The 26,341-nt window shown below is 52.8% G+C and carries 18 protein-coding genes; 6 read left to right on the top strand and 12 right to left on the bottom strand.

Features of this window, described 5'->3' with window-relative positions; translation table 11 throughout:
- Positions 1-202: 202 nt before the first annotated feature.
- Together AC6I8X_RS28925 and AC6I8X_RS28920 are read right to left on the bottom strand one after the other, a co-directional pair.
- Entirely contained in the window at positions 203-1,477 is a 1,275-nt protein-coding gene (locus AC6I8X_RS28925; protein ID WP_497842059.1) for a hypothetical protein, read from the bottom strand.
- A 238-nt stretch (positions 1,478-1,715) separates the two neighbouring features.
- Positions 1,716-2,963 (bottom strand): MFS transporter, encoded by a 1,248-nt coding sequence (locus AC6I8X_RS28920; protein WP_497842150.1) that lies wholly within the window; start codon positions 2,961-2,963, stop codon positions 1,716-1,718.
- A gap of 369 nt (positions 2,964-3,332) precedes the next feature.
- On the opposite strand from AC6I8X_RS28920, the gene AC6I8X_RS28915 reads away from it, so the two are divergent.
- The 6 genes from AC6I8X_RS28915 to AC6I8X_RS28890 all read left to right on the top strand — a co-directional run bounded on the left by AC6I8X_RS28915 (position 3,333) and on the right by AC6I8X_RS28890 (position 8,954).
- Positions 3,333-4,181, top strand: a complete 849-nt coding sequence (locus tag AC6I8X_RS28915; RefSeq protein ID WP_497842057.1) for a dihydroorotate dehydrogenase electron transfer subunit — start codon at positions 3,333-3,335, stop codon at positions 4,179-4,181.
- A complete protein-coding gene (locus AC6I8X_RS28910) occupies positions 4,174-5,142 on the top strand; it encodes a dihydroorotate dehydrogenase (RefSeq protein ID WP_497842055.1) in 969 nt (322 codons plus the stop codon). Before AC6I8X_RS28915 ends, AC6I8X_RS28910 begins: the two co-directional genes overlap by 8 nt.
- Before the next feature lie 9 nt (positions 5,143-5,151).
- On the top strand, positions 5,152-6,411 hold the full coding sequence (locus AC6I8X_RS28905; protein WP_497842054.1) for a Zn-dependent hydrolase: 1,260 nt from the start codon (positions 5,152-5,154) through the stop codon (positions 6,409-6,411).
- Positions 6,408-7,484 (top strand): dihydroorotase, encoded by a 1,077-nt coding sequence (pyrC, locus tag AC6I8X_RS28900; protein WP_497842053.1) that lies wholly within the window; start codon positions 6,408-6,410, stop codon positions 7,482-7,484. The genes AC6I8X_RS28905 and pyrC overlap by 4 nt, the downstream gene beginning before the upstream one ends.
- A gap of 168 nt (positions 7,485-7,652) precedes the next feature.
- Entirely contained in the window at positions 7,653-8,546 is an 894-nt protein-coding gene (locus tag AC6I8X_RS28895) for a helix-turn-helix domain-containing protein (RefSeq protein ID WP_497842052.1), read from the top strand.
- Between the two features lie 81 nt (positions 8,547-8,627).
- A complete protein-coding gene (locus AC6I8X_RS28890) occupies positions 8,628-8,954 on the top strand; it encodes a hypothetical protein (RefSeq protein WP_497842051.1) in 327 nt (108 codons plus the stop codon).
- Between the two features lie 164 nt (positions 8,955-9,118).
- Here the strand turns inward: AC6I8X_RS28890 and AC6I8X_RS28885 are convergent, their stop codons facing one another.
- The 10 genes from AC6I8X_RS28885 to AC6I8X_RS28840 form a co-directional block, all read right to left on the bottom strand.
- Positions 9,119-9,445 carry a hypothetical protein gene (locus AC6I8X_RS28885; RefSeq protein ID WP_497842049.1) on the bottom strand — a complete coding sequence of 109 codons (327 nt, stop codon included), beginning with the start codon at positions 9,443-9,445 and terminating at the stop codon, positions 9,119-9,121.
- A 59-nt stretch (positions 9,446-9,504) separates the two neighbouring features.
- Positions 9,505-9,918, bottom strand: coding sequence for a hypothetical protein (locus AC6I8X_RS28880; protein ID WP_497842047.1), 414 nt, complete (start codon positions 9,916-9,918; stop codon positions 9,505-9,507).
- A gap of 642 nt (positions 9,919-10,560) precedes the next feature.
- A complete protein-coding gene (locus AC6I8X_RS28875) occupies positions 10,561-11,358 on the bottom strand; it encodes a DsbA family protein (RefSeq protein WP_497842046.1) in 798 nt (265 codons plus the stop codon).
- A 72-nt stretch (positions 11,359-11,430) separates the two neighbouring features.
- Positions 11,431-17,175, bottom strand: coding sequence for a conjugative transfer relaxase/helicase TraI (gene traI / locus AC6I8X_RS28870; RefSeq protein WP_497842045.1), 5,745 nt, complete (start codon positions 17,173-17,175; stop codon positions 11,431-11,433).
- Positions 17,172-19,787: a type IV conjugative transfer system coupling protein TraD gene (traD, locus tag AC6I8X_RS28865; protein ID WP_497842044.1), complete on the bottom strand. Its 2,616-nt coding sequence runs from the start codon at positions 19,785-19,787 to the stop codon at positions 17,172-17,174. Before traD ends, traI begins: the two co-directional genes overlap by 4 nt.
- A gap of 294 nt (positions 19,788-20,081) precedes the next feature.
- Complete coding sequence (traT, locus tag AC6I8X_RS28860; RefSeq protein ID WP_497842043.1) at positions 20,082-20,813, bottom strand: complement resistance protein TraT; 732 nt, start codon at positions 20,811-20,813, stop codon at positions 20,082-20,084.
- 126 nt (positions 20,814-20,939) lie between these two features.
- Entirely contained in the window at positions 20,940-21,509 is a 570-nt protein-coding gene (locus tag AC6I8X_RS28855) for a hypothetical protein (protein ID WP_497842042.1), read from the bottom strand.
- Positions 21,510-21,531: 22 nt separating this feature from the next.
- Entirely contained in the window at positions 21,532-24,660 is a 3,129-nt protein-coding gene (gene traG, locus AC6I8X_RS28850) for a conjugal transfer mating-pair stabilization protein TraG (RefSeq protein WP_497842041.1), read from the bottom strand.
- Positions 24,653-26,020, bottom strand: a complete 1,368-nt coding sequence (gene traH / locus AC6I8X_RS28845) for a conjugal transfer pilus assembly protein TraH (RefSeq protein WP_497842040.1) — start codon at positions 26,018-26,020, stop codon at positions 24,653-24,655. The genes traG and traH overlap by 8 nt, the downstream gene beginning before the upstream one ends.
- Positions 26,017-26,331 (bottom strand): hypothetical protein, encoded by a 315-nt coding sequence (locus AC6I8X_RS28840; protein ID WP_497842039.1) that lies wholly within the window; start codon positions 26,329-26,331, stop codon positions 26,017-26,019. Before AC6I8X_RS28840 ends, traH begins: the two co-directional genes overlap by 4 nt.
- Positions 26,332-26,341: the final 10 nt, after the last annotated feature.

The raw sequence follows: 26,341 nt of genomic DNA, 5'->3' as shown, positions 1-26,341 counted from the left end.
TCGAATTGAGCCACTAGTTTTTTCATTTTACATTGATGCTCACCGCCTGGGAATTTCGGCTGCGTTCCTAGGCGGCGTTTAAACCCCGCTATTCGGGAGCGACTTATCTAAGAATGTAGAGGCACTCTAAACACATTTTTTATAAATGGCAGATTTTGTTAAGCAGACTTCTTATGCTTACAGAAGGCTCAGAAGCAAGAGATCAAAAATCATAAGCCAGCTGTAAACGGTTCTGAATAAACTCCCGGTTATACAGCGGTGAGGTCTGAAAACCGAAATAATCTGAAATACTCAGCCCTTTAAGCGAGTTATCAAATTTGTAACTTGCAAATATCAGATATTCTGACTGATTGATACTTTTCGAAGTTGCACTTGGTTTCAGATCCAAAAACGAATAACGGGTTCCGGCTGTCCAGTTCTGGGAGTAATTCCAGGTAAGCTGCGTAGAAAAGGCATTCCCGGCACCGATCATAGGAGTGCTGGTGAAATAGGGTTTTGCAAAATAGGGATCGGAGGAGGTTTTATAAGCATAAGGAGTCACCAAAGCGCCATTCTTATATGAATCGGCATCAGAAAATATTTTGTCATATCCAATCTGCCAGCTGAGAGCGCTAGTTGGGTGAAAAACCAGTTGTATACCCAGCGTTCGGTTCTCAATTTTTCCTAGCACGCTATCACCGGTATTTCTCCCGTAAAAGCCTTGGATACCTACATCTGGTTTCCAGAATAAGTCGGGGGCAATGTAATGTGCTTCAACCCAGGCAAGGTTGAGGATGCCGTAGTATTTCTCGTCCCATAGTTGAGTGGTTATATATCGCTGGCCAATATCAAATTTTTTACCGGCTCCTAAAGCAATGAGACCTTTAGTTTCCCCGTTGAAGGTCTTGTCCTGCGCCAGACGTGATTGTTTGGTAAATGTAGAGTCGGCATAACTTTTATAGCTGAAGACACGTGTTGCACGTATGAAATCAGTTTCATTTCCGTATTTGACATCAACCGCACGATAAAGATAAGGCAGTACACGGGCTTTTGAATAGTCTCCAAGAAAAGGTAGATTGAGGTGTTGATTTCCGGCAGTGACTGAAAAAATTCCTTTGTTCCATGCTAGATAACCCTCGCTAAATCCTCCACTGTCATGAGCCAATTCAGGCACAGTGTCAGTGCCTTTTAAAAGGTTGGTCTGACCTTCTAGCCCCACGGCGGCCTGAAAACCATAGAAAGGTGCCGTTTTATAAGTGACATAACCACCTAATGCAGTTGTGTCCTGATTGAGCCCGCGAGTGAAATATGCATTGTGGGTTGAATAGGAGAACAAGCGCACGCTTCCGTGTACGCTGCCACAACCAATCGCCTTATACAGGCTGGTGCTGTCTGGTGATGAGCACATATTATTGGTATCACTATAGACAGAAGCTGCAAGAGCTCCCTGACCATATAAAGGAAGTAGTACTGCAGCGGATAAAATTTTATTGCGCATTAATGCCACCTGATTCCTGAAGAAAATATTTTTTCATGAAAAAGATAATGTTTTCATTTCTCTTGTGGAGAAATAACCATCACGGACTGAATAAAAACAGTAAAAACCCTCAGCTCCAATTGTTATCAGAACTAAATTTAAAATACTGCTCTTTATTTCCACCCCGTAAGATAGAATTTAGTTCTGCGGGGTGGTAATTATCCTCTTAGCAACTAAGATAAATCATTCATTTTATAGTCTAATCTAACTCCTTATCTTTGAGTTCGGGTATAAGAAATATCGTCGCAATAATATCGATAATGTAAATAGATGCCAGTAGAGCAATAGCCAGATGGAAAGAATACATTGTGGCTATTGTTCCGATCAGAATGGGACCAAATCCACCAACTCCACGACCAATATTAAATAATACGTTTTGTGCGGTCGCACGGGCTGCGGTGGGATATGCTTCAGAAATCAGTGCACCATATCCGCCAAGCATGCCGTTGACAAACATACCCAGCAGGGCGCCTGCCCATAACATTGTGACGGGATCGGTGAGCTGTGAATAAAAAACGATAGATACAGCTGCACCTGTCTGGAAAAAAATAAATGCAGGTTTTCTTCCAATACGGTCGGCAAGCTGGCCGAATACCCAAATCCCTGCCATCATTCCGAGAATAGTGACAGTAGTCCACATTGCCGATTTTGTCAGGCCGAATCCCAGCTGTTTTGCAAGATAGCTTGGCATCCAAATCATGATCCCGTAATAACCTAAATTCTGTACTGAGGTTAGTACCGCGATGCCTGCGCTGATTTTGGCCGTTGCCTTGTCTTTTACTAGTAAACGGAACGACTCAAGAATTGAAGGTTTGTGAACGGCGTTCTGGTTCACAAATACATCTGGCTCATGCAGGCGGTGACGGATAAACCAGGCAATGAATGCCGGAATAACACCCACAATGAACATTCCACGCCAACCGATTACCGGAAGCAGCATTGGCGTAAGAACGGCAGCAAGGAGTACACCGGCCTGCCAGCCTAATGCCACATATGACGAAACGCGCGAGCGGTGACGCGCCGGCCATGCTTCTGCAGCCAGTGCCATACCGATGCCGAACTCACCACCAAGACCGACTCCGGCAATGGTTCGGTAAATAAGTAGGTCCCAGTAACCAGTGGCGAAAGCGCACAGACCGGTAAAGACAGCAAACAACACTATCGTCCAGGTCAGTACACGTACACGCCCAAAGCGATCGCTTAGGGCACCGAAAATAATGCCTCCCGCAACGGCTCCAATTAGCGTCCATGTGACTAGCGACCCTGACTGTGTGGTGGTTAGGTTAAGGTCAGCTGATATTGCGTGCAGCATGAACCCCAGTATAAGAAGGTCAAAACCATCCATTGCATAACCTACAGCTGACCCGATCAGGACTTTCCAGCTGTAGCTGTCTATTTTTTCTGCGGGGTTACTTCCACCACATTCTGTGGAACGGACATTGTTCATTGAATCCATAATCTTTCTCCTAACGATCTTTTTTGGTGCAAACAAAATAATGAATTGCTTTATTATGGTGCACAAGTATTGAATTATGACACTAATATCATTTTTGATACTGATACGTAGCAATTTAAGTGCCAGAACTTAGGTGTGAGATATTAAATCGGTGAGGTTTGTAATAAAGGATTTAGATTAAATATTATTAAAATACTTTAAAATCAGATATTTAATGTTTATGGCGAGTGACCATTTAATGATAAAAAACATGCCAATCTATAATTATTTTAAAAAAATCACTGTATCTTTTTTGAGATTAGTGTCATATATGATAATCAATGTAGTTTCTTACTTCACCACGCTGATGGGTATTCCAACATGGGTGACACAGGCTGTTTTAAACGTAATGCTGGTCAGGTAGCGTCACACCGCTGCTTGGTTACTGAGCATAGTTGGGTTAACAAACGCTATAAATATCTGCGCCTGACGGCGGGGGTAGATCTCAACGGAACCACCCGTCCAGGGCAGTTTTACATGCTAAAATGTCCGGACGTGAATGTATTACATCCTTTCTTACTCAGACCAATGAGCGTATACGGCACCGGGCCTGAGCCAGGGACAATCGAGTTTCTGTACAATGTCTCGGGAGCTGGCACGCAGGCGCTTGCCGAGCTGCCAACAGGAAATGAGATGGAAATTGTCGGGCCGCTTGGTAATACCTTTACGCTCATGCCTAAATTTCGCCGGGTCATGGTGGTTGCCCGTGGTGTGGGTCTTGCCACGATGGCCCCACTGGTGCAGAAAGTTGCCCGTGCCGGTATAGCGCTCACGGTTATTATGTCTGCCAGAACCCCCGAAGACCTTATGCGGGATGCATTTTTGCGCGGCATAGACGCTGACGTTCACTGCCTCTATGACAGCGATGGCACCTCAGAGGTGAGTTCGCTGGATAAGCTGCTGCGTGAAATTCTTGCAAAGAATCACCACGATATGATTTATACATGCGGCTCACATCGCATACTCCAGTTGCTTCAGTCCATCCTTTCCGACTTTCCTTATACCGAAGGTGAAGTGGCGCTTGAACAGCGTATGGCCTGTGGAATGGGGGTCTGCCTCTCTTGTGTGAGGCCTATCCAGCAGAACGGTCAGGTTGAATTTTTGCGTGTCTGTCGTGAAGGGCCGGTGTTTCCCATTCGTTCAGTCGTTGGGGAGGTGGAATTTGCCTGAACTTAATGTGAGCCTCGGGGCACTCAAACTTAAAAATCCGGTGATGCCGGCTTCTGGTTGTTTTGCTATCGAGTACAGTGAATCTCTTGATTTTAATCAGCTCGGCGCACTGGTACTGAAGAGCGTTTCCCCGGTAAAGCGGCCGGGCAATCCTGTTCCTCGGGTGTGTGAGACACGTGGCGGAATGATGAATGCCATCGGCATTCCGAGTCAGGGACTTGAATATTACCGGACAAAAGTCATTCCGGCCTATTCTGCGTTTTCCACACCGCTGATCGTATCGATTTCCGCTGATACATCTGAATCATTTTCCAGCGCAGTCGCTGAGATGGCGTTACCGCCAGTTTCTGCAATTGAAGTGAACATTTCTTGTCCGAACCTCGAAGCGGACGGGATGGCCTTTGCAATGTCTCCCGACACGACGTTTGACGTCATTAGCGCGATCCGGCGGAAAAGCGATTTTCCGCTTTGGGCGAAGCTGACTCCTAACGCGGGTAATGTGGTGGAAATTGCATTGGCCGCGGAAGCGGCGGGTGCCGACGCGATTGTCATGGGGAATACCGTTCTTGCCATGTCAATTGACATCCATACGCGCAAACCCCGACTTGGGAATGTCATGGGGGGGTTATCGGGACCGGCTATCAAGCCTATCGCACTACGCATGGTTCATCAGTGTTACCGCGCGCTGAAAGTTCCGGTCATTGGCTGTGGTGGTATCTCTAGCGCAGATGATGCTATTGAGTTCATGCTGGCTGGCGCTACGGCTGTTCAGGTAGGCACCGCATCTTTTATGGATCCTGGTGTCATGCAGAAAATCATAAATGGTATTGATGATTATTGTACGAAATACAGCATCAGCCAAGTACGGGACATAATTGGCCAAGTCGATATTGATGAGCAGCTAGCTTCCCGCTGGTATAAGTTCGCTCAGCGAGCCTACAACGCGCCAATGAAAGGTTAATTAGCTAAAATGTCTATTTCTGATTACCGGCAGTTAGCAGAGAATTTATTTTCTGATATTTACCAACTGAGCTTCGATGGTGTTGGCGTCAGTCGGGATAGTTTCGGGCCGGGTGAGACAGCCACCGGTGAATACCTGAGCAGGTTCGCCAAAAATGAAGGGCTGATAGTCCACTCCGACCGTGCGGCAAACCTTATTTTTAGTCAGGAGGGAGTCGATGAGGATACTCCGGCAGTCTGGATCGGTTCTCACATTGATTCTGTTCCTCAGGGGGGGAATTTCGACGGCCTCGCGGGAGTTATCGCCGGACTGATTATTCTTATCTCCAGCCAGCGGGAGAATCGCCAGCTCCCCGTACCGGTAAAAGTCGTAGCCTTCCGGGGGGAAGAAAGTGCCTGGTTTGGCAGGGCTTATATGGGATCCAGTGCGATGTTTGGCCTCCTGACGGCTGAAGATCTGGAACAACGTAAGCATCGCGTTACCGGCGAAACGCTTGGCCGGTGCCTTGAAAAGCTGGGGGCTGATATCCGTGCTATCCGCAGCCAGCAGGCGCTGGTCGAAAAAAAGAATATTCTCGCTTGGCTGGAATTGCATATTGAGCAGGGCCCGGTGCTGGTTGAAAAAGCGCTGCCTCTTGCCGTTGTCAGTGGTATTCGGGGGAATGTTCGCTATAACCACATCCATTGCATTGGTGATGCCCAGCATTCAGGGGCAGTTCCACGAGATCTCCGTCATGACGCAGTTTGCGGCGTGTCCGACTTAATCATGCGCCTGGATGCTCGCTGGCAGTCACGCTTGTCAGATGGTGAAGACCTTGTGGTCACCACCGGGATATTTCAGACAGACGCAGAAGAGCATGCCGTGTCCAGAATTTCGGGGCATGTCAGCTTCAGCCTTGAAGCGCGCAGTCTTAATGCCGACATCTTGAAAGCATTCTCCGAGGACATCTTGACTGAGGCTAAAGCGGTGAGTCAGACGCGAGGCGTGAAATTCATGTTTGACAGTCCAGTTTTCACGGATCCAGCAACATTGCAAGGTCCGGTGTTTGCTGCCATCAAACGAGGCTGTAAGGCTCTTTCTGTTGAGCACCTGGAATTAGCAAGCGGTGCGGGTCATGACTCAGCTAATTTTGCCAGCCAAGGGATCCCGAGTGGCATGCTGTTTGTCCGTAATCAGAACGGTTCTCACAATCCCCATGAAGCTATGGAGATAAACGATTTTTTGCAAGGAGTCAGGGTCATTAAGCAGACGCTTGAGGAATGGAAATGAAAGAAACTATCGAATTAGAATGGGAAAAAAAAACATTGGTTCTGCGCCGACCTGACGATTTTCATCTCCATTTAAGGGATGGTGAAATGCTCAGGGCCGTACTGCCTTTTACTACAAGGCAGTTTGCGCGAGCGATCATTATGCCTAACCTCCGCCTGCCTGTGACAACGGTGGCTGCAATGGAAGCCTACCGCGAGAGAATTAACGCCGCGGTACCGGTTGCCCATGATTTCACTGCTCTGATGACACTTTATCTCTGTGATGACACATCGCCAGAAGAACTACGCATAGGGCATAAAAACGGTATCCTAACCGCCGTGAAATGGTATCCCGCAGGAGCAACTACACATTCAGAATATGGCGTCACGTCAGTCGGCAAGATCCGATGCTGCCTTGAAGTGCTTCAGGAGTTGGGGGTCCCCCTTCTCATTCACGGCGAGAGTACCCGACCGGACGTTGACATTTTTGACCGGGAAATGGTTTTTATTGAAGAGACAGTGACTGAACTGAGGCACGATTATCCACAATTGAAAATTGTGCTTGAACACATCACCACTCAGGATGCAGTCAGATACATACAGGAGCAGGAAGATGGTTTGACAGGTGCAACCATCACCCCTCAGCACCTGCTTTTCAATCGCAACGCGATCTTCAACGGAGGAATCAGACCCAATTATTACTGTCTGCCTGTACTGAAGAGGGAACGTCACCGTCAGGCTTTGATTGCGGCCGCTACGTCTGGCGACCGTCGATTCTTTGCGGGAACGGATTCCGCTCCCCATCCCCGCGCCGCCAAACTGGCAGAGTGCGGTTGTGCCGGAATATTCAATGCACCATCCGCACTCGAATGTTACGCCACAGTTTTTGAAACAGCAGGTGCCTTGGAGCATCTGGAAGCGTTCGTAAGTGAAAATGGTGCGATTTTTTACGCGCTGCCTTTTAACGCGGGTACTGTAACATTAGAGCGAGCAGCCTTTATTTTGCCCGAACCAATAGTCGTAGCAAAGAATGTTCGGATAGATCCATTTCCCGGAGACATCACCTTAAACTGGCGCCTGATGGTCAATAGGTAAGATATACAAGTTTGGGAAACCAATGTCACATCCTATGGCGTTGGCCGCTGAGGGTTATTTTTTTGATGATTCTGGCGTGTCTGATGATTGTTTATGGGGCAGGTAGTTGTTATTCCTGAAAGGGTCTGTATTCTCTTTTTTGATACTACTGACCTGAATTAAGACAAAATGACTGATAACTGGAATTCATCGATTGATTATGCCGCAATAGGTGATCGCCTCAAAGCGTACCGGATTGGTGCTTCTCTACAGGCAGAGGATATTGCGGAACAACTGGGGGTATCTCGGGCGGTAATCTACCGTATAGAGCGGGGTGATATTGTTAAAATTGAGACGCTGGATCGCCTGGCTCACGTTCTTGGAACATCACTGGCCTCACTTCTTGGCGTGGAGTCGGAATACTACCCAACCGCGCTTGGGTTGTTTGAAAGAATGCGTCAACTCGAAAGTGTGAGTGACCGGATTTTGGCTCACTTTGAGCCCGTATCGTTGCTGCTTACTTCGGACAGTTACCTTGAAGTGCTAAGGGACATGCTAAGAGAGAGTAAGACCACGGAAGGTAGTGAAGAAATCGAGCAGAGGAATATTGATTCCATCATCAATATCCTCATTGAGCGCCGTGCCTATTTTGAACAACGTAAGCCGCATATCATTAGCCTGGTCGGACTGAGAGAATTGGAACGTTTCATCCACACAGGTATGGTAGGGCGACTAGATTTACCTCAAAGTGTCTCTTTACAGCGAGTTAAAGCGGCACGCCACGAAGTGATAAAGCTGGCAGAACTTATGTATAGTGAGCCGCTTGATATTCAGATTGGCATTATTGATGAGGCAATGCCGTCCTCAACGTTTCAGGTATTGTCTGGCCCTTCCCACAGCGTACTCGTAACTAGCCCGTTCAGGCTGGGAGAAATGCCGAATGTATCAAACGGCATTGGAACAGTGACATACGCGCCAGAAGCGGTAAAGAAGCATGAAGACCTCATGATCAGATTGTGGAGAAAAGCGTATAAGGGACGGGAAGGCGCTGATTTACTCAAGAGATTGTTAAAGGACACCTGATGAAAAACGCTCAATGTATCTTTTTCAGGCAGCAGTAAATAGGTATGCAGGTAAGATTGAAATTGTGGAATTGGAGGAGTTATGACGTTTGATGAAATAAAAGACCGCTTTGATAGTGCGGGAACGGGTACCGATGCTTTCAGGGAGTTATATACATATACTTTCAATCTGATGATGAAAGACAAGGAAAATGCAGTTATCTATTTTTTAATCGGGGTAGCGGCGAGGTCATACGTACTCAGATATGACGACCAAGCCGTAAATCCTGATTTCGCTGAGCGATCTAAAGAAACGATGGGAGCCTTCATAGAAAAAATTGCGTTATCACTACAACAGTCGCCAGAAGAGAGAATAAAAATTGCCAGTGAAGTCGCTTCTGACTATCACTGGAAGGTCTCTAGCTTCTGAATTGTTGCCTTTGTTTTTGCCATTTTTGGTACGGATCATCAGGCACGTTGAAAGTGTGCTGCTTTAATGCGCATTCGTCCGTTTCGTATAATTTACGTTGCTGGACGTTATATATGTACATCAGCGGATTAAAATTTCAATCTGCTGATGCGAAATATTCGCATCTAGTACGCGGTACCTGTGATCGGACCATTAGAGGTATTGCAATAACATCTCGTTCCAACTGGTGCAATTATTGGTGGCATCGGACAAGACCCCAAAAATGTCTGACAATTAGAAATGACTTGGGAAGGAGTTGATAACATTGGCTCATCAAGCATAGCCGGGGCTGGTGTTGCACCCGATTGTGCATTACCATCAGGAATTGCTATCGTTCTATTTTGTATTTTTCCCCAAAGTAATCCAGTCAACTGATTAGCTTTTGCATCTGCAGCAACTTCGTAATCATGAACATCGTGAACATTAAAACGACCTGTTTTAATAACATCCATGCCAGCCTTTAGAACAAATTCAGCAAGATAGGTTGATTTCCCTCTTCCTTGACATTGAACTATATGTTCAAGTTCATGAAGAACAAGATGCAATTCTGACTGATCTTTCCATACACTTCCGTGCCCAGTAAAAAAATGCGATCACAATAAGAAACATTCATTCCCACCCCAGTATTAATATCGTCAGCATACGTAATGCTTCTAAGATCAACATTGTAATATGGTTGTGCCAATGCAATAAACTCAGGGGAAAAAGATCTAACTCCACCTTCTGATTGTTTATACAAACCGTCAATGTATATTTGTATAGTTGTAGCAAGTGGTTGTGAAATTACTTGCATCATACATTTATCTACTTGACCTAAACACTCCTGAACTGCCTGAGGTGACTTACGTACCTCTTCAAATACAGGGTTAACCGTCTTTTTAACGGTTTCACCGGTTTGCCCCCCCCCCCTATTTTTGGGAGGCACTTACAATCTTTTGCTGTCCCGATCGGACCTAAATCTACACTCCAGCATTGTTCATATTCATTACTTCCGCAGGAATATGCAATCATTGGGGAGAACAGGAACAAAAGGAATAATTGATACGCTTGTATTTTGCACATAAAATTACTCCACAGAACGAAGATGAAATTAACTGCATCTTAATTTATTCCTTTAAAATAACCCAAGAAAAGAATTGGGTTATTCAAGTTAATTATAAAAACGAGAGACAGCCTAAATGCAAAATACAATTAAAAAAATAATCAAAAACCGAAACTATTCACCAACAATATATTTTGACATAAACATTGGGAATCGAAAGTGCATTCGTAAAAAATAGTTTCACAAAGAAATATTATGATTTGATATAAAAACCACCTTTTCATATGTGTAAGCATGAATATATGAGGGTTTTAACTATCACAACAAAAAACCAACAACACTAAATATAAACTTTAATATCACTTATCTTCTCGCCATAAAAAATCCCATTATATTTATATTAAAAAACAATAAGTTAAGCATTATTAAACACAGATACAAATACATCACACTCTGCTACGCATAAGGCATTGCATAGATAATCGACAAGGCTGTTTAGCCCGGACAGGTAGTCCGGGCTTTTTTTCAACCTTTTGCTGCACGGGCTATTGCCTCTTGCATCGCCTTTTCACCTGCCATCCCTGGAAACACTGTGATATTCGCAGCTGTAGCATTCTCTGCCGGCATCACAATAATCCCCGGCGTCCCTGTAAGACCCAGCATTTCAGCCAACTCATCATTGCCTTTAATCAGGGCATGTGACTGAATGCGACTACTGACATTTTCCGCACCCGCGCCGGCGGCAGTGGCCACGCTTTCAATGTCCTGAGCTGTCAGGTGCCCCTCATTATGTCCTGTACGGTAAATCCCATTGTGATAGGCCATATAGGCGTCAGCCCCCTTCTGCCGCCAGATATCCAGGCCGCGATGGGAAGCCATCGTAGATTCCTGATAACGTCCGGCAAAGATAGTCCAGTCACGGAAGGCAAAACGTACATTGGGGTTAGTGGCCATTACTTTCTCCATAATCGGGGCCATCGCGCTGCATACGCTGCATTCATAGTCAAAAAACTGCGTCACAATCACTGCCGACCCCGCAGGACCTTTCACAGGTACGCCATCGAGCTGCATCAGCAGACGATGGCTGTGTAATACGGCGGATATCAGGGCCTGTCGCTGAAGTTCAGCCTGGCGGGCCTGTAATTTTCTGCTCACTTCTATCAGCACATCGGGGTGTCCGACGAGGTATTCTGCCGCAATCTCACCGATTCTCGCCTGCTGTGCCGGCGTGAAATCTGCCTCCTCTGTCGCAAATGCATTGACGGTGGCAAAAGACGTACTCAGCACCAGCGCAAGCGCGGCCACTTTAAACATTTTTTTCATGGAAATATCTCGTAATCCGGCAATCAGCCGGAGGGGGCATGTTGACTGCCGGAATGGGACCGGCAGTAGTGATTAACGTTCTTTCTGGATATTTCGGACCCTGTCATGGGAGAGTTCTTCCCGTTCAGGCTGCCGTCCTCTTGTTTCCGGCGGGATCTCAGGCTGACGCTGTCTTTCCATTTCACATGCTGCACTGGCCAGCACTTTCTCTGACAGGTCATTCTGCATATTCTTTAACGGTGCCCGGTTCCGGTCCTGTTCTTCCTGTACCTGTTTCAGCACGCCTGCTGGAATCGTTTCACCCGGGGTGATGTCAGAAGACCGGCGAAAATCTGTTGGGATCTGAGCACCTGAAAGCGCACTCAGGACCGCCTGCACAGCAGCGCTGTCCGGCAGATTGTTTTCGCCTGCAAGCGCAGCGGAAGCCTGGCGGACCAGCGCCGCATAATCGGGTTCTTTTTCGCCCGGGAGTGACTGCAGCTGCTGCTTTATAACGTCTGCAATGCGAGTAGTCAGCGAATCACGCACCTCCACGATGCTCCTGATATCGGCTGCTTCCTTCTGTGGGGTTCTTTCATCCGACATCTGAAAGTCCGGCAATCTCTGTGATTTTTCCACGGCCTCAAGCGCTGAACGAAGCACCGCTTTTTCATCAGGGACAGAAGCATCCTCCGGAAGGGCACGAAGTATGCCCTGCAATTCTGACTGCACCAGCCGCAGAAGCGTCTCATCCGGACGCGTGGCCTGTCCGGGATGCCCGCCCGCCACCTTCAGCAACGGAGAAGAAGGAGACTGCCTGCCGGTCAGCAGCAGTATGCCCGCCTCCGGTCTGTCACGCGCTGCAGCCAGTCCCTGAGCAAGGTCACTGACAATCACGGTTTCACCGTTCCGGCTTTTTTGCACAATGGCAGCCTGTGCACCACCGGTGATAAGCTGACGCACCTCTCCCGGCTGTGGCTGACCAGCTTCCGCCGCCAGCGGAACCAGCGTCAACCCTGCCGTTTTGCCGTTGCCGTCATATACCGGCAGCGCCAGATGTGCGTCCGGATATTTTTTTGTTGGCGGGATAATCCGGGCGGTGATCGGTGCCCCCTTCAGCCCCTGCCCGCGCAGAAAGGCGCGGCCGATGGCCGTTTTAGACAGCGGCTGCCCCATCCCCCAGATGGACCGGATCTGCTCCCGTTCCGGCTCCGGTGACAGGGCATCGTGTGCGGTCGCCGGGTCGTTTTTCCTTCCCTGCAGAGTCTCCAGCCAGTTTTTCAGGCCGTCGGTGTAAATCTGCACATGCTCCTTCGCGCGCGAGGCGTTGATATAAAAGGCCCGCATTCCGCTCATGTATTCACGGGCGCCTTCGGTACCCTCCAGTGCTATCACGTAGTCCATACTCGCCCCCTGTGCGCCGTAGCCGGTCACCGCCCAGGCATAGTCCACATGCCGGTCCGCTGTGACGGTCTTCGGATCGATAACCTTTTCACCGTCCCGGTTCTGCAGCACAATCTCTCCGTTCTCTCGCAGCGCCGCCACGCGATACTGCTCGTGCGCCGCGTGTCCGGCCTGTTTCTGCGTCTTGTTCAGGCGCACGCTGTCGCCTTCCCTCAGCTCGATTTCGCGCCGCTCAAACACCTCGATTTCGGTGGCGTTAAGCTCAGCCGGTGAGTAGTACTGCATACGCCCGTTTTCATCGCGCAGAAGCACATGCTTCGTTCCCCGGTCCACACCGGTCACGGTCAGGTAGCGTTCATTTGCCAGCACCACCTGACCGGCCTTCCAGTCCCCTATGCGGTTAAAGTCGTGTCTCCCGCCGGTGATGCGGTCCAGTACAGGTACCGTGACCGCCGTATCACCGAGCTCTTTTCGCTGTACCATGCTGAAGTGGATACCCTCATTGATAGCGCGACGGTCCTCATGAAGCTGCACCACAATCATCGTCTGCTCCCGGGCTTCTTTCGTGCGCCCGATGTAATCCGCCACGATGTTTCTGACCGGTGAGCCCGTTTCCGTCACCGAGCGTGACGGGGCCACTACACCAGTTTCGCGTGGCACCGTCCCTGGCGAAACAAGGTTGATTTTCTCCAGTGCTGCCGCCGCTTTGTTTTCGATAACGCTGTACACCGCCGATTTCAGGTTTGCGTCGCGCTGGCGCACAATCTCTTTCATCACGGCGACGTCAATCGGGCTGCGCTCCTGCATCAGCCGGAACGGGGCGCCGCTCTCCGGGGACTCCAGCTGCGCCACATCCCCGACCGGCACGGCGCGCCCGTCACCGGCCGCAATCGCACGGTACGCCGCGGCGGTGTCCTGGTTGCCCAGCATCGAGGACTCATCGATGAGAAACAGGGTATTGCCGTAGCGGACCTCTTCACCGGCGGCGGTGCGCTGCTGCCAGTCCAGCACGAATGATTTCAGCGTCTGCGCCTCAATGCCGGTATCGCGCATCTCTTTAACCGCGCGGTGTGTGGGGGCCAGCCCGATAATCAGCGGTCGCGCGCCCTCCGGCAGGGTCTCAATGGCCGCCCTGACGGCCTTAAACTGCGTGGTTTTACCGGTACCGGCATACCCCTGTACTGCCGTAAAGCGGTCGGGACTCTGCAGAATGAGCGTGGTGGCGGCCTGCTGTCCGGCGGTGAGGCCGGTGAGAAGGGACGGGGCAAGGGTGGCCATCAGCGGCTCGACCGCATTCTTGCCGGCCGCAATCTCCCCGACAATCGCCTTTTCCATTTCCCACGTTGCGCGGGAGACAAAGCGCGGTTCACCGTCAACCATCACCGGCATCAGCCCGCCGGCTTTCACCTGCCGGGCAATTTCCTCCCTGAGCACCGGCACGTTTCCGAGAAAACGCTCCGCTTCCCCGAGGAGCTTCACCTCAGGAAACGACACGTGACGCATCTGGGCCACGGCGCGCGACACGGCCTTCTCCGCGTCCGTCAGCAGGCTCGCATTCAGCGTCGCCAGCGCGTCGCTGACGTCCTCCCGACCGCTGACCTGCCTGACCAGCGCCACCGGCGAGCGACCGGTGCGCAGCCGCATCAGCTTCTCCTCCGCCCGCTCCAGCGCCTCACCGGTAAAGATTTCAGCCTCAGACCCGGACTGTGCCAGGGCGTTCATCATGTTGGCTGACAGCTCCCGGCTGCTCAGGCTCGCCAGCACCGTGCCGCGCTCGTTATCCCGCGCGCCCGGTGCGCTGACGTAGCCGTGGGTGACGTACAGGGGACGGTCCGTGGCGATGCGCAGCGGCTTCTGCTGTCCCTCCCGCATCACCGTCAGCGCACCATCCTCCAGCGCCGTGACGGTCAGGCGGTCGCGCGCTTTCAGCCCGGCAGACCGGTCCGCGGCGAGCACGAACAGCTGCTCACCCTGCGCGATACTCAGCTGCTCCCGGGTGAACAGACGCCAGTCGGCGGTGAGGGTGTTGAGTTTTACCCGGCTCAGCACGCCGTCGCTGTCAATGAGCGACAGCATGCGGGTGTCATCATGCACCCGGTCAATCACAAAGTGACGGGTGGCCTGTCGGTCGCTGCGATCTTCCAGCACCATACCGGGCCGGTATGACACCGGCAGCTTCCGTTCTTTCGCCGTGATAAAGACCGGCGTGCGGGCTTCCACCTGCACGGTGTCCCGGCCGAGCTTCCCGGCATTCTGCAGCGCATCACGGATGTACCCCGTCAGCTGCTGCTGTTCACGCGCGCCGGTCACGGCCGCCGTGACCGGGCTGTCCGGGCCGCTCAGTTCGGCAAAGCGATCGGCCAGCGCTCGGTAGCGGTCACGTTTGTCCTGAATGCTGATAACGCGGGTCTCCAGCTCCGGCTCAGGTGCCGTCAGGCTAAGACGTTCAACGCCGGCAGAGGCCAGTACCGACAGGGCATTCGTGTTCGACTGACGGCCGGCGCTATCCAGAAACAGCAGTTGGGCGTTTTTCTCTCGCGCCTCGCCGGTCAGGATAAGCATCTCCTTCAGCCCCAGTTTCTCCGCACTCTCAATAATCAGCGTGCTCTGGGGCGCCAGACTGAAGGTCTGCTCCGTCACGCGGCTGCGCTGCAGAAGGGTATCTTTCAGCAGCGCAGATTTGCCGAGGGTCAGGGCGCGTTCGGCGCCGGAGGCCAGGACACTGACTTCACGGCCGTTCTCCCGTGACATTGTCACCAGTTCCTCCACTGTCCCGCACAAGCGCTGCACCGACGCCGGTGCGTTCAGGATGGCCACCGGTGCCCGTGCCGCCTGTTTCAGGTGCGCCGGCGTCATGCCGGGGGAGGCACGGAAGTTCACCACCCGGTTTTCCTTTATGATATCGGCCGCCAGTGACTGCACGGACAGTTCATCCAGCAGGTGAATGTGCGAAGTGAACACGCCTTTATCACCGTCCAGCGGGACCAGCAGGTTGTCGCTGATGGCCTTGTCCAGCGCGTGGCGCAAGTCCGGGATGCTGTGCTGCTGCTCACCGGCCTGGTGGGCCGTCAGCAGCAGGTCGCCCCAGGTGAAGCGCGTCCGGTTATCGCTCAGCACCGAAATGGCGGTGCGCACCGCGTCCATCACATCACTCGGCACAGGCCGTTCTACTCCCGGTTCCGGCCGTGCCTCCTCGCGCTCGCGTGCCTCACGTATCACCCCCTCAATGTCAAAATCCACACTGTTCATCTGTCGCTGCCAACGCTCCTTCAAGCGGGTTCGTCCGTCCGGGGTCTCCGGTTTCTCAATGGGAGGGGCCTGGTCGGGTGCGGCCTGTTCATTCATGCTGTCGCGGCTGAGCGGACGTTCTCCGGGCTGAGGAGCTTCCGGTTTCGGGCCGGTTACCTCTGACAGCGTGTTCTCCGGCTGACCCGGGCGGGCGGCCTCGCGATCGTCAGCTGCGTCTGTCCCCCCTTTCACCGGCGGTCCGGGAAGGCCAGGCGTCTGCGGCGAAACAGCCTGTCCGGGCGTCACGGCATCCGCGGACCGCTTATCTCCCTCCGGTGAAGTCGCTGGCTGCTCACTCTGCGGGACCGGCTGGCCATCATCCAGGCGGCTGATATCCTGTTTAGGTCTGCGGGTGTCAAGCGCCGCCACATCCCGGCTTTTCAGCGAGGCCTCCTCCCCCACGCGTGCGCTGATTTCACGGTGCCGGGAGGAGAACTCCTCCAGGACGTCGCCGGTGAAACCTTTCACTTCCCACAGCTCATGCTTTCCGCCGGTGAGTTCGGTTTCATACCCCAGCGCCTCGGTTTTACTTTTCAGCGCGGTGCGGTACAGCTTTCCGAATGACACCTGATAGCGGTAAAGGGTTTCGATAAAGCCGGCACCGTGAATGTAGTCCGTCGCCAGCGCCTTCCATTTCCCGTCGAGTTCCGTCACGTTGGCGAGTACCGCGTGCGTATGTATCTGCGGGTCGAGGTTACGCGAGGTGTCGTGCGTGAACAGTGCGGCCACCATTTTTCCGGTAGTCACAATTCGGGTCACGCCATCTCTGGTGTCGCGCGCGCTCACCATCTGCTCCATGATGGACAGCGTTTCTTTTACTGCCTCATGGTGTGCTTCCAGCAGGCGCTTATCGCCGCCGGCAAGGATAAGCATCGAGACGCTTTTGGGGGCGGAAAAGGTAAAGTCATGGCCCGGCCGGTGGACGTGACTACCTTGCACGTCTTTACCCAGTACCACGCCGTTAGGAAGGGAGCCGTGCAGTATGCCGGTAAACGTATCCAGATCCACCGGACCTTCCAGCCCGAGCTCACGGGCTCCCTCGCCCAGCCACTGCGTCGGCATGTCGTCCAGAAAGTAGTAGTTATCCTTGCTGCTGTAGTAGCTGGCAGCGTCGGCAGCAGAAGCCACCGGGGCAACGGTCATCATCGCTCATACCCTCCCGGGTCCAGGCTGTCGCTCATCTCCTGATACGCCGCATAGTCATCACGGTGGCGCAGGATATTCTTCTCTTCGTCGGCCATGCGGGCGTTCGCCCCGACGTATTGCTCGGCATAGGCTTCCTCACGGCTTTCCGGCTCACCTTTGCTATGTCCGCGGCTTCGCACTGTCAGCCTCCCGGCGTCATCTTTTTCCGCCTGCATATTCAGCTCAGGGGCTTCTCCCTGCACGTCGCCGGTCGAGTCAGTGTCAGTTTCCGTTTCGTTTTCAGCGGCGGCAGACCTGTTAGCTCTTTTCGCCAGCATGTCCAGCGCACTGACACCCGGCACAACGGGTTTCGCTGCCAGTGACGGGGCGACCGGACGCACGGAGCGTTCAGGTGCAGACGTGGAGGGAATGTTCTTCACCACCGAAGGGGCGGGTGCCTGTTCCTCTGCTGACGGTGTGGCGGTGACGACTCGCTGCGGAAACCGGCGGATATTTGACTGTGGGGTACCGGAACCATCGACCGGTGCGGAAGTCTGTCGTCCGGCTTGGGCGTCAGGGATATCTGGCAAAGAGGGTGCTTCCGCTACCACCTGGGGATGCTCTGCGGGCACGATATGCACTTTTACCCGCTGCAGTTCCGGTGCCGCCGGAATGCCGGATACCTGACTCTCAGGCCGCTGGGAATGTTTTGCGGACCCGGGGATAACTGAGTGTGCAGGTGCTGATTCAGGCACGGAAAAGGTCTCGTGAGTGCTGCCTTCCAGCATCTCCTCACCGGTCGGGAAGCGGATCTGTGCTGCCGCTGCCGCGCGCTCGTTACCGGCAATAATGGATTCAAGTTCCGGGCTGAGGCGATCGCGGAAGTCACGGTCGATGAGTGCCGGATGATTTTTCTTCTGTTTCCGGTATTTCAGGCTGAGCTTCACCACGGGGTACTCACCCGGCAGGCGCACGTAGAAGCGCAGGTTCGGCATCTTCATGATCACGTCATAATCGACGATGGGTTCGTTAACCTTGTCTTTGCCGATAGAAATACCGTCACGGACCTGGTCAAGACCATAACTGTTCTGCTCACGCGGCTCGCGTCGCCGCTGATGACCGAGCTCCTCCTCAACCATTTTCGCCACTTCTGCGCTCGGTGAGCGGCCATATACGCGGGTGTTCAGCAGGTCAAAAATGGCTTTGGCCATTTCCCGGCCGTAGATGTGCACCAGCTGCGGGATATTCTGGATACCCAGTACGAAGCAGCCGCCAAACTTGCGCCCCTCGGCCAACGTTTCGTTCAGTTCGGGGATTTTCTGCAGACCAGCTATCTCATCGCCGACGAACCACACACGTCGCTCACTGTTTTCCCCCATACTCTGTAGCAGCAGAGTAGCCAGCGACAGCCACATGGAAATCAGCGGACGTACCGCCTTGCGGTGACGGGCCGTGGTAGAAATAAACAGCCAGCTGCTATCAAACTCCGGGCTGGTCATCCACTCGCGGATACTGAACTCCGGCTTCCCCTCTTTATCCAGTCCCTGCAGGTAACGCAGTGACTTGGCATAATTGGTCAGCACCGAACGGATAGAGATGGCTGTCTTCTCGATTTTTTCTTCGACCAGGTTGGCCGATGGTGTGTTCTTCAGAAATTCACGCAGGCTTTTCAGATCGATGGAAAGCAGAGTCTTCAGGAACTTCTCAATACTTCGGTCCGGGTCGGGTGCAAACTGCATCGCACCGTCGCTGAAGATGGTACGTGAGGAGGAAACCCAGAACGGGTCAGAGTCTCCTTCAACCGGCATCAGTGCTGCGGTCATGTTTTCGTAATCGACCACGTCACGGCACTCACGCCACATCACCCAGTTTTCACAACGTTTATCGTGCGGGTTGAGGATTTTATCGCGATGCGGATTGTAGTGCGTCTCGATAAAGGTGCAGCCGGAGTCGTAGATAATGGCGCGGTCACCACGACGACGGATGTAATCCAGTAGCCAGCGGATGAGCGTGGATTTCCCCACGCCGATTGTGCCGTGGATGAGGTAATTCATCACCTCAGCATTCTTTACCATGTGCAGCCCGCCAATCTGCAGGTCAGACCGCTCTCCGGCTTTCTTCAGAAGCCGGTTCACTTCTTTAAGGTTCTCCGTCAGCGTCATACCGGAGATAAACTCGTCCTCGCTCTCCTTTTTACCAATACGGCCGACGTACCAGACAATCAGGGTCCACAAAGCAAAAACTGTCAGGCCACATGCTGCTGACAGAAACTTGAGGTTGGCTACAAAAGAATGGCCCATCTCCTGCATCCAGGGGTCAGCCAGCAACTGTGACGGCGTCATTTTCGTTGTGCACAACTGCGAACCATCTCCGCAGTGCCAGACAATACTCCAGGTGGCACTGGTGGTGCCGGGAGCCAGCCCCAGCAGAGAATGGGTCGGCCACGCGGCCCAGTACCAGAAACCGTTATGCAGCACATCATCGGGCGTAGTCAGCCAGAACAGCACCGCCACGGAGACAATGAACAGCATCAGTATCCAGTGAAATATCCAGTTGCTGACCTGACCAAACATGCGCAGACGGTAGGCCGTCATCTGACCGCCCTGCGTGAGGTATTTCGGGGTGAAACTCATAAAGACTCCGGATGACGCGCAGGAACAACCCGCCCCGGACAGGGGCAGGCAGACATTACGGGAGAAATGAGAGAGACGGTCCGCAGACGGACTCGTCAGGGATGTAACAGAAAAAAGCGCGTGTTATACCGCGCGGGAAAAGCGGGCATCCTGTTGTTCGGAGAGAAGCAGTTGTGCTCTCCTGGAAGATGCCCGCACCGGGTTAGAGCAACCGGCAGGCCGATCAATATTCCTTTTTTAGTGTCACGCAATATGACAGAGACATCGCGAAAAGGAATCAACACAAAAAAGGTCTTACATAATTCCGGCGACTGATTTTGCCAGCTGTGCTTCAAGGACCGGCTTCGCTTCTTCAAACTTAAGGTTAACCTTGTTGGCGTTTGATACGATGCGGGTCTGGTATTTCATGCGGTTCCCTTCCTCGCTGCTGGTCTGCAGCTTAATACCGGAGGTCCCCTGGCGCAGGGCAGCCACGTTATCCGTGGTCACTGATGCCTTGCTGCGTTCAGAAATTTGCAGATCGGTCACCATCGTGTAGTTCGTATCCTCAATCATTGCATCTGCCGCCATACCAGCCAGACCGGCAGCAAGTCCAACACCGAGGATAGCTCCACCGGAATTACTGTTATACGCGGTAATACCGCTGCCCAGCGCCGCGCCCATTGCCGCACCTTCATAGCCGCTGGAGAGCAGCCCCTGCGCATCACGCAGGTCCATCTTATCGGCCTTCAGTACGTTGGCCTGAATCCAGTAATAGGCTGAATCAGGCGATGACGTCACCGTATAGCCTTTGGCCTGCAGGTCCTGCGCCAGCAGCGTCTGAAGATCACTCATATCTTTGTCAGACGTGTTGCGTACCTGGAGATAGACCGTTTTCTGGCTTGACGGCTCCAGCCAAATGGTCTGGCTCATCTGGGTTTTAACTTCGAGGTTGCGTTTTTTGATGGCGGTGCTCAATGCACCACAGCCGGACAGTAACAGGGTTGTAGCAGCAATGGCCGCCACAAATACTTTGCGGTTTTTCATATACGTATCCTTGTTAAATGGGAAAAGCAGGCCGTCGCGCCCTGGGGCACGCTGATTTAATGGAATTTACGGAGAGAACCCTTCCGTCAGGGAGCCGGAAGGGGATATCGGTAGAGACTTAAAATCTTAAATCTTTTTGATCAGGTTGCTGATTTTTTCGAGGGCCAGACCTGCGCCAAGACGGTTTATTTCAGCTGAAACCAAAATGCTTGCTACTACAAACTGTGATAACAGCAACGCAGGTACCGCAATGGCAAACCAAACAGATACACCAGAGAGAACGCTACTTATAATCATCAGCCCGCAAAATAAACCAACTGATTTTCTGACTATTTTCGCAAGGTGGCTCACAATAAGTGATTTGGTCCTCACTTCTGAAGGCAGAGACATATAAGCAAGCTGGTTGTTGTATGTCATCAAAAAAACCAACAAACCCACTCCTGCTGTTATTGCCAACAAATACCAACCTTCTGAAAAAAAGAAACTCATGAATCCGTCGATTGAAGAATCTTCTTTGTACAAAGAAACGTAGAAAACTACTGAGCTCAAGATACTCAACACAGCCGAAAAGAAAGGAATAGCAGCGCTCCTTTTCATCAATGCTGTTGCTGAAGGGATTTGTCGTTGATTAGATTCCAAGCAATTCATCAGAAGACTAACATCCGCTTCAACTTGTGCTGCAGTAAAGTTTCCCATCTCAGTTCTTCCTTAAAATCAATTACGAGGCTTTCTTCTGCTGCGCTCTAAGATCTTCGAGTTTCTTCTTAAAAGCGTCAGATTCCAGTTGATCAAAACCAGGTTTGGTTTGCCTTAAATCCTCTTCAGTACGGCCTATTTGCTGACTCTTCACCGCACCCTGATGCTCATTCCTGAGTATATCACTGGACGTCTGAACAGTGGTTTTATTTTCAGCGATTTTGCCGTCATTCTGCCTGACAGTTTCCATGTCGGCAGATCTTTGTTCTGCCACGCTATCAGCCACACCGTGACGAATGCCCGTCCCGGACGCCTGTTCGCTGACCCGCTCCGAACTCTGCCGGAAATCACGGGTCATCAGTTCTGATGGTGCGCCTGCCGGGCCGTTCAGATTACGCTCCCGTGTACCCGTCCTGACCTCTCCGGTTTGGCTGATACCCGAGCGTGAACTCTGCGCTTCTGCAGAAACGGCACGATGAGTAACCGCTGCGGATTCATGCACAACGCCCTCTTTTGCTGACGGGATTTCCCCTGCAGAGTGTGCATGCGGGCTCTGAGCTGACCTGTACGCCGGGCCATCAGTGTCACCGGGCGCACTTACCCTTCCGCCGTAGCCATATTGCGCAGGCTGACCCGGCACATCCAGCGAACGTGACGCCTGCAGCGGCTCACCGTTTACCTGATCCTTGCGGGCGCCGTAATTCTGCATGATTTCAGGCTCAAGCCGCTCGTGCATAAATTCCGTGGCCGCAGCCTGCGCGCTTCTGACGTTGGTCAGGACGTTCTGTGCATCGCTGCCAAACTTTGCGGTACTCCAGTCCACAAACTCCTGATTGTAGTTCGCATCCAGGCTGGCGCTCTGCGTCTGTGACAGGGTGGCCATGCGGCTGAACTCCTGGCTGCGCGTGCTGCTTTCCGTGTACTGATGGTACTGGCTTTTCGCATCGTTCAGGTTTGCCGCAAACTGTTGTGCCTGCGAATTTGACTGATTGTCCGTATGGCTTCCCGATTCGCTCAGGCGGGTTGAAGTGACCATATCCATTCCCTCCCGGAAGTCACGGGCTTCCTGACTGCTCTCGTCATGACGGTTATCATGGCCCTCGGCGTGGCTGTCCTGCGTACCGTGCGAGCTGCCTGACGTATGCCGCCAGTCGGTATTGATATTACCTTCTCCGCCAACGCTAAGTCCTGTAGCCCACTTGCCGAGTTTACCGGCCAACTGGTCACCCGAATCAAACTTCACATAAGCCCTCGCGCCTGCACCGGCGCTGCCCTGATTGCTGATATCCATCAGCTGGTTGTATGCCTGCTGCTCAGAGATGTTATGCGACTTCGCGTAGCTTTCCACGGCCGACTGCATTTTGCTCGCCCCGCGGCTGATGTTCGTGGCCACGCTGCTGTCGCTGCCCTGCGTCAGGCTGTCACTGTTGCCGCTCTGGTGCGTCAGCTGGTTCATCTGCTGGAAGCCGCTGGTCACGCTGTGGTTATAGCCATCAAGCGAGCTCTGTGCCTGCTGCTGTGCCTGTCGCGCCTGCTCAGAGAAACCGCTGCTGGCAAGCGCACTGAGTCGCATATTCACCGGCAGATTCGATATCGCCCCGCTTGTGTCATACACGCTGTGTCCGTCCGCCGTCTGGGTGTGCATCGAGCCGTTACCGGTCTGGAACGCCTGCTGCCCTGACCTGTGCATCATGTTGGTGTCGAACTTGTTCGCATTAACGTTATCCATCGACATGTTGTTAAACGACCAGTTGCCATCAGCCGCCGTGGATGCCTGTCCGCCGGTTGCAAACGCCGCCGAACTCATCATGCCGCCCACAGCCTGAGAGGCTATTGAAGCAGCACCTTTGGTCAGGAAAAACGCCAGCACCGGTATCGACATGCTGAGATAGCCGGCAATATTTGCCGCATCCGAATGCTGCAGCGCCACCTGGTCCTGATTTGCCAGCACCAGCGCCGTGCCGCCGGTTTTCGATTGCAGGTAGAAGTTAGCCAGTGAGTTGAGAATAGCGAACATCACCGGCCACATCTGAAAGTAGAGAAAACCTCCGGCATAGAGCTTCAGGGTGTTTAGTCCGAAAATGCTGTGGTTAACCAGCGCAAGTGCAATCACCAGTGGGAACAGCCCGATGAGAACCAGCATCATCAGCGACTGGAACATCGGCAGCGTGCGTGCCGCAATCACTCCGCCGGCACTCCAGCTGATACGCTGTTTGGTCAGGCTGGACTCCGTCGCCAGATTGAGCAGGTTGGCCGTGTCCGACGATCGGGCGGCAAAGCCTTTCCAGCCATCCCGGATAGCCGCATTCGTGACGTTATTACGCATAATCTGCGAGGCGTTTAAGCCTCCGGTGTAAAAAAAGTTGTAGCTGTCATCCATTGCACTGCTGAGCAGGGAATCAGCATCAATACGGCTGCCAAACAGGCGCGTCGCCAGCGCGTGCCAGGTGGTACCACCGATACTGATATCAGCACCGATAAGATTCTGGATGACCGCCGCCGCCTGCTGGCAGGTGATGAACTGACGACCGCCACCGGCATCCTGATACAGACCGCGCAGCGGACTCGGATTAATGGTAATAAGCGACAGCGGGTCTGTGCTGTTCAGCAGCTGCGACACGGTATACTTGTTATTCAGCAGGATATCGCCCACCACGCAGTTTTCCACGTAGTCGGTCATCATCTGCGCCAGCTGCGGGTTCTGTGTCCGGAAATCCGATGACTGCGCGACAACCTGTGAACCAAAAAGCATCCCCGATTTCGTGTAGGTCAGCGAATCCGGGCGCGCCAGCGCATAGTCATATAGCTGTGCCACCCCGAAACCGCCGCCTGTCGTCAGCCCGGCAATCGCTGCCAGCCCCGCCGGGACGTTATCGACCTCGTAAATCCCTGCCGGGTCCGTGATATCAATAATCTGCACGCTGCGTTTCGGAACCAGCAGCACCGATGTGATGACAAAAAAGATCGCTAACCAGTGCACAAACACCATCGGATTGCGCGATTTGATGAAACTAGCCATCACGCCGAGCACGCCAAACAGCCCAACAATCCGCCTCAGCGTGCTGAACGTATCCGAGCCAATAATGGTGACCACGCCGTTAAACGTCTGCCTCCACATGTCTCCGCCATAAATGGTCCAGACTTCAGTCATTGCCTGTTCCCCACTGATAATTGCCCTGATAGGACGTTGAGATAATGGTGGATACCTGCTGCTGCAGGTACTGCATGTTGCGGTCAATCCCATCCAGTGCATTCTGGTCTGCGGTGGATTGCAGTTTCATCTGCGCCAGCAGCGACTGTGCACTGGCGACGTTATTGCGCAGCTCACCGGCTGCCTGTTCCGGGAAGTTCTTGCCCGCCAGCGACTGACTGGCCTGTTTAACCAGCTCCTGCAGGTACTGCATCATCATGTCCTGCGCGATAAAGTCTGCCACCTGGATAAGATAAGTAGGGCTCATCCCCATGCTGCGCGAGTTGGTCAGGTACTTCATGACCGGCACCGACGTGGTATTTATAAAGCCCTTCTCCTGGTCTGACAGGCCGGTATCCGAACTGAGTTTGTTATCAATCGAGATCATCAGGTTGCGTACCTGCGTGACCAGTGCCACGTCGCTGCTGACGGTGACGTCTTCGACGGTCGGGCCGAGACAGAGATCCGGTTCGTCGCAGCCATAGATTTTGGCGCTGCCACCACGCATCAGCACGGTGATGATGTCACGGTTATCTACCAGCGGTGAAAGGATGGTAACCTGCCCTTCTTTGTTAAAAATGATGGAGCCGACCACACTCATGACCAGCTCTTTCAGTTGCCGGTTACCGTCGAAAAGGTGGTTACGTCCCAGCGCATCCCAGATAAGGTTTTTGTTTTTCAGCACCTGATCTTTTTCATTATCAGAGGCCCGGCCGGTCACGCTGTCACCCTGTCCACCCACCGTACAGCCCTGTCGTGAAGCCGCCCAGTCCGAAAAGATATTGTCTTCACCGGCAATGTCCTGACAGATTTTCTGGTTCGATACCTGAGAGACCGGCCACAGGCCGCCGATGATCCCCTGCGCCGCCTGGCACGAACTCATGTTGGCGGAGTTAACGTCAGACGCCAGCTTTTGCAGGAAGTCTTTTGCCTGCTTGAGTTCCGGCACCATCGTCTGCAGGGCAAGGTCAAAAGCGTAACCCGCTGCGTTGCTCATGATCTGCTTCACAAAGCGCTGAAGTTCATCACCGTTGATGAACGAAAACGCCCCCAGATACGCATCGATCCCCCCACAACCGGCATTAAGCGAGGGCACCTGCATCGAGATCAGCTGCACCTGCTTGACCGGTGTGCGCAGGTAGACCGAACCGCCGGTAAAGTAACCGGCTGCCTGCCCCTGCCAGGCCTGTGCCTTTGAGACGTTACCGTCAAAGCCGAGGCTGCCAAAAAATCCGTTCAGGTCTCCCTGGACATCAGCCAGCGCCGGGCTGCTGATAACCAGGGCTGTAATGGCTGAAAGTAATAGCTGCCGGAATCTCATTTCATCGCCTCCGGGAATGTTTTATGTCGTTTCATCGGTTCAGGGGTTTCCATAAATCCATGCCGGCGCAGCGTGATGCTGACCAGAGCGCCGCAGGCAAAACCTCCGGCCAGAGAGAGAAGAAACAGCAACGGAAAGGCCCGCATGCCGTTCATCAGCTGCCCATCCGGGCCACCTATCGCCAGTTCTATCGTGCGGTTAAGCAGGTCACAGACCAGCCAGGCGTAAAGCCCTGCTGCAGCCAGGAGTGACACACAGATGAGCAGCAGCGCCGACTCGAACCGGGAGAAGGTTAAAGGGGTCTCGTACATGTTTTTTTCC

The sequence above is a fragment of the Pantoea sp. X-Soil-TKNS-1280 genome (genome assembly GCF_059730475.1).
Note: the sequence above shows the minus strand (reverse complement) of the source record. Positions and strands in the feature narration are given on the sequence as shown.

Excerpts from the sequence above, each read along its gene's own strand:
- traG (WP_497842041.1), bottom strand. The coding sequence starts at position 24,660 with ATGACTGAAGTCTGGACCATTTATGGCGGAGACATGTGGAGGCAGACG.
- AC6I8X_RS28925 (WP_497842059.1), bottom strand. The coding sequence starts at position 1,477 with ATGCGCAATAAAATTTTATCCGCTGCAGTACTACTTCCTTTATATGGT.
- AC6I8X_RS28905 (WP_497842054.1), top strand. The coding sequence starts at position 5,152 with ATGTCTATTTCTGATTACCGGCAGTTAGCAGAGAATTTATTTTCTGAT.
- traI (WP_497842045.1), bottom strand. The coding sequence starts at position 17,175 with ATGATGACCGTTGCCCCGGTGGCTTCTGCTGCCGACGCTGCCAGCTAC.
- AC6I8X_RS28915 (WP_497842057.1), top strand. The coding sequence starts at position 3,333 with ATGGGTGACACAGGCTGTTTTAAACGTAATGCTGGTCAGGTAGCGTCA.
- traD (WP_497842044.1), bottom strand. The coding sequence starts at position 19,787 with ATGAGTTTCACCCCGAAATACCTCACGCAGGGCGGTCAGATGACGGCC.
- traH (WP_497842040.1), bottom strand. The coding sequence starts at position 26,020 with ATGAGATTCCGGCAGCTATTACTTTCAGCCATTACAGCCCTGGTTATC.
- traT (WP_497842043.1), bottom strand. The coding sequence starts at position 20,813 with ATGAAAAACCGCAAAGTATTTGTGGCGGCCATTGCTGCTACAACCCTG.
- AC6I8X_RS28890 (WP_497842051.1), top strand. The coding sequence starts at position 8,628 with ATGACGTTTGATGAAATAAAAGACCGCTTTGATAGTGCGGGAACGGGT.
- AC6I8X_RS28875 (WP_497842046.1), bottom strand. The coding sequence starts at position 11,358 with ATGAAAAAAATGTTTAAAGTGGCCGCGCTTGCGCTGGTGCTGAGTACG.
- AC6I8X_RS28895 (WP_497842052.1), top strand. The coding sequence starts at position 7,653 with ATGACTGATAACTGGAATTCATCGATTGATTATGCCGCAATAGGTGAT.
- AC6I8X_RS28855 (WP_497842042.1), bottom strand. The coding sequence starts at position 21,509 with ATGGGAAACTTTACTGCAGCACAAGTTGAAGCGGATGTTAGTCTTCTG.
- AC6I8X_RS28840 (WP_497842039.1), bottom strand. The coding sequence starts at position 26,331 with ATGTACGAGACCCCTTTAACCTTCTCCCGGTTCGAGTCGGCGCTGCTG.
- pyrC (WP_497842053.1), top strand. The coding sequence starts at position 6,408 with ATGAAAGAAACTATCGAATTAGAATGGGAAAAAAAAACATTGGTTCTG.
- AC6I8X_RS28885 (WP_497842049.1), bottom strand. The coding sequence starts at position 9,445 with ATGGATGTTATTAAAACAGGTCGTTTTAATGTTCACGATGTTCATGAT.
- AC6I8X_RS28920 (WP_497842150.1), bottom strand. The coding sequence starts at position 2,963 with ATGAACAATGTCCGTTCCACAGAATGTGGTGGAAGTAACCCCGCAGAA.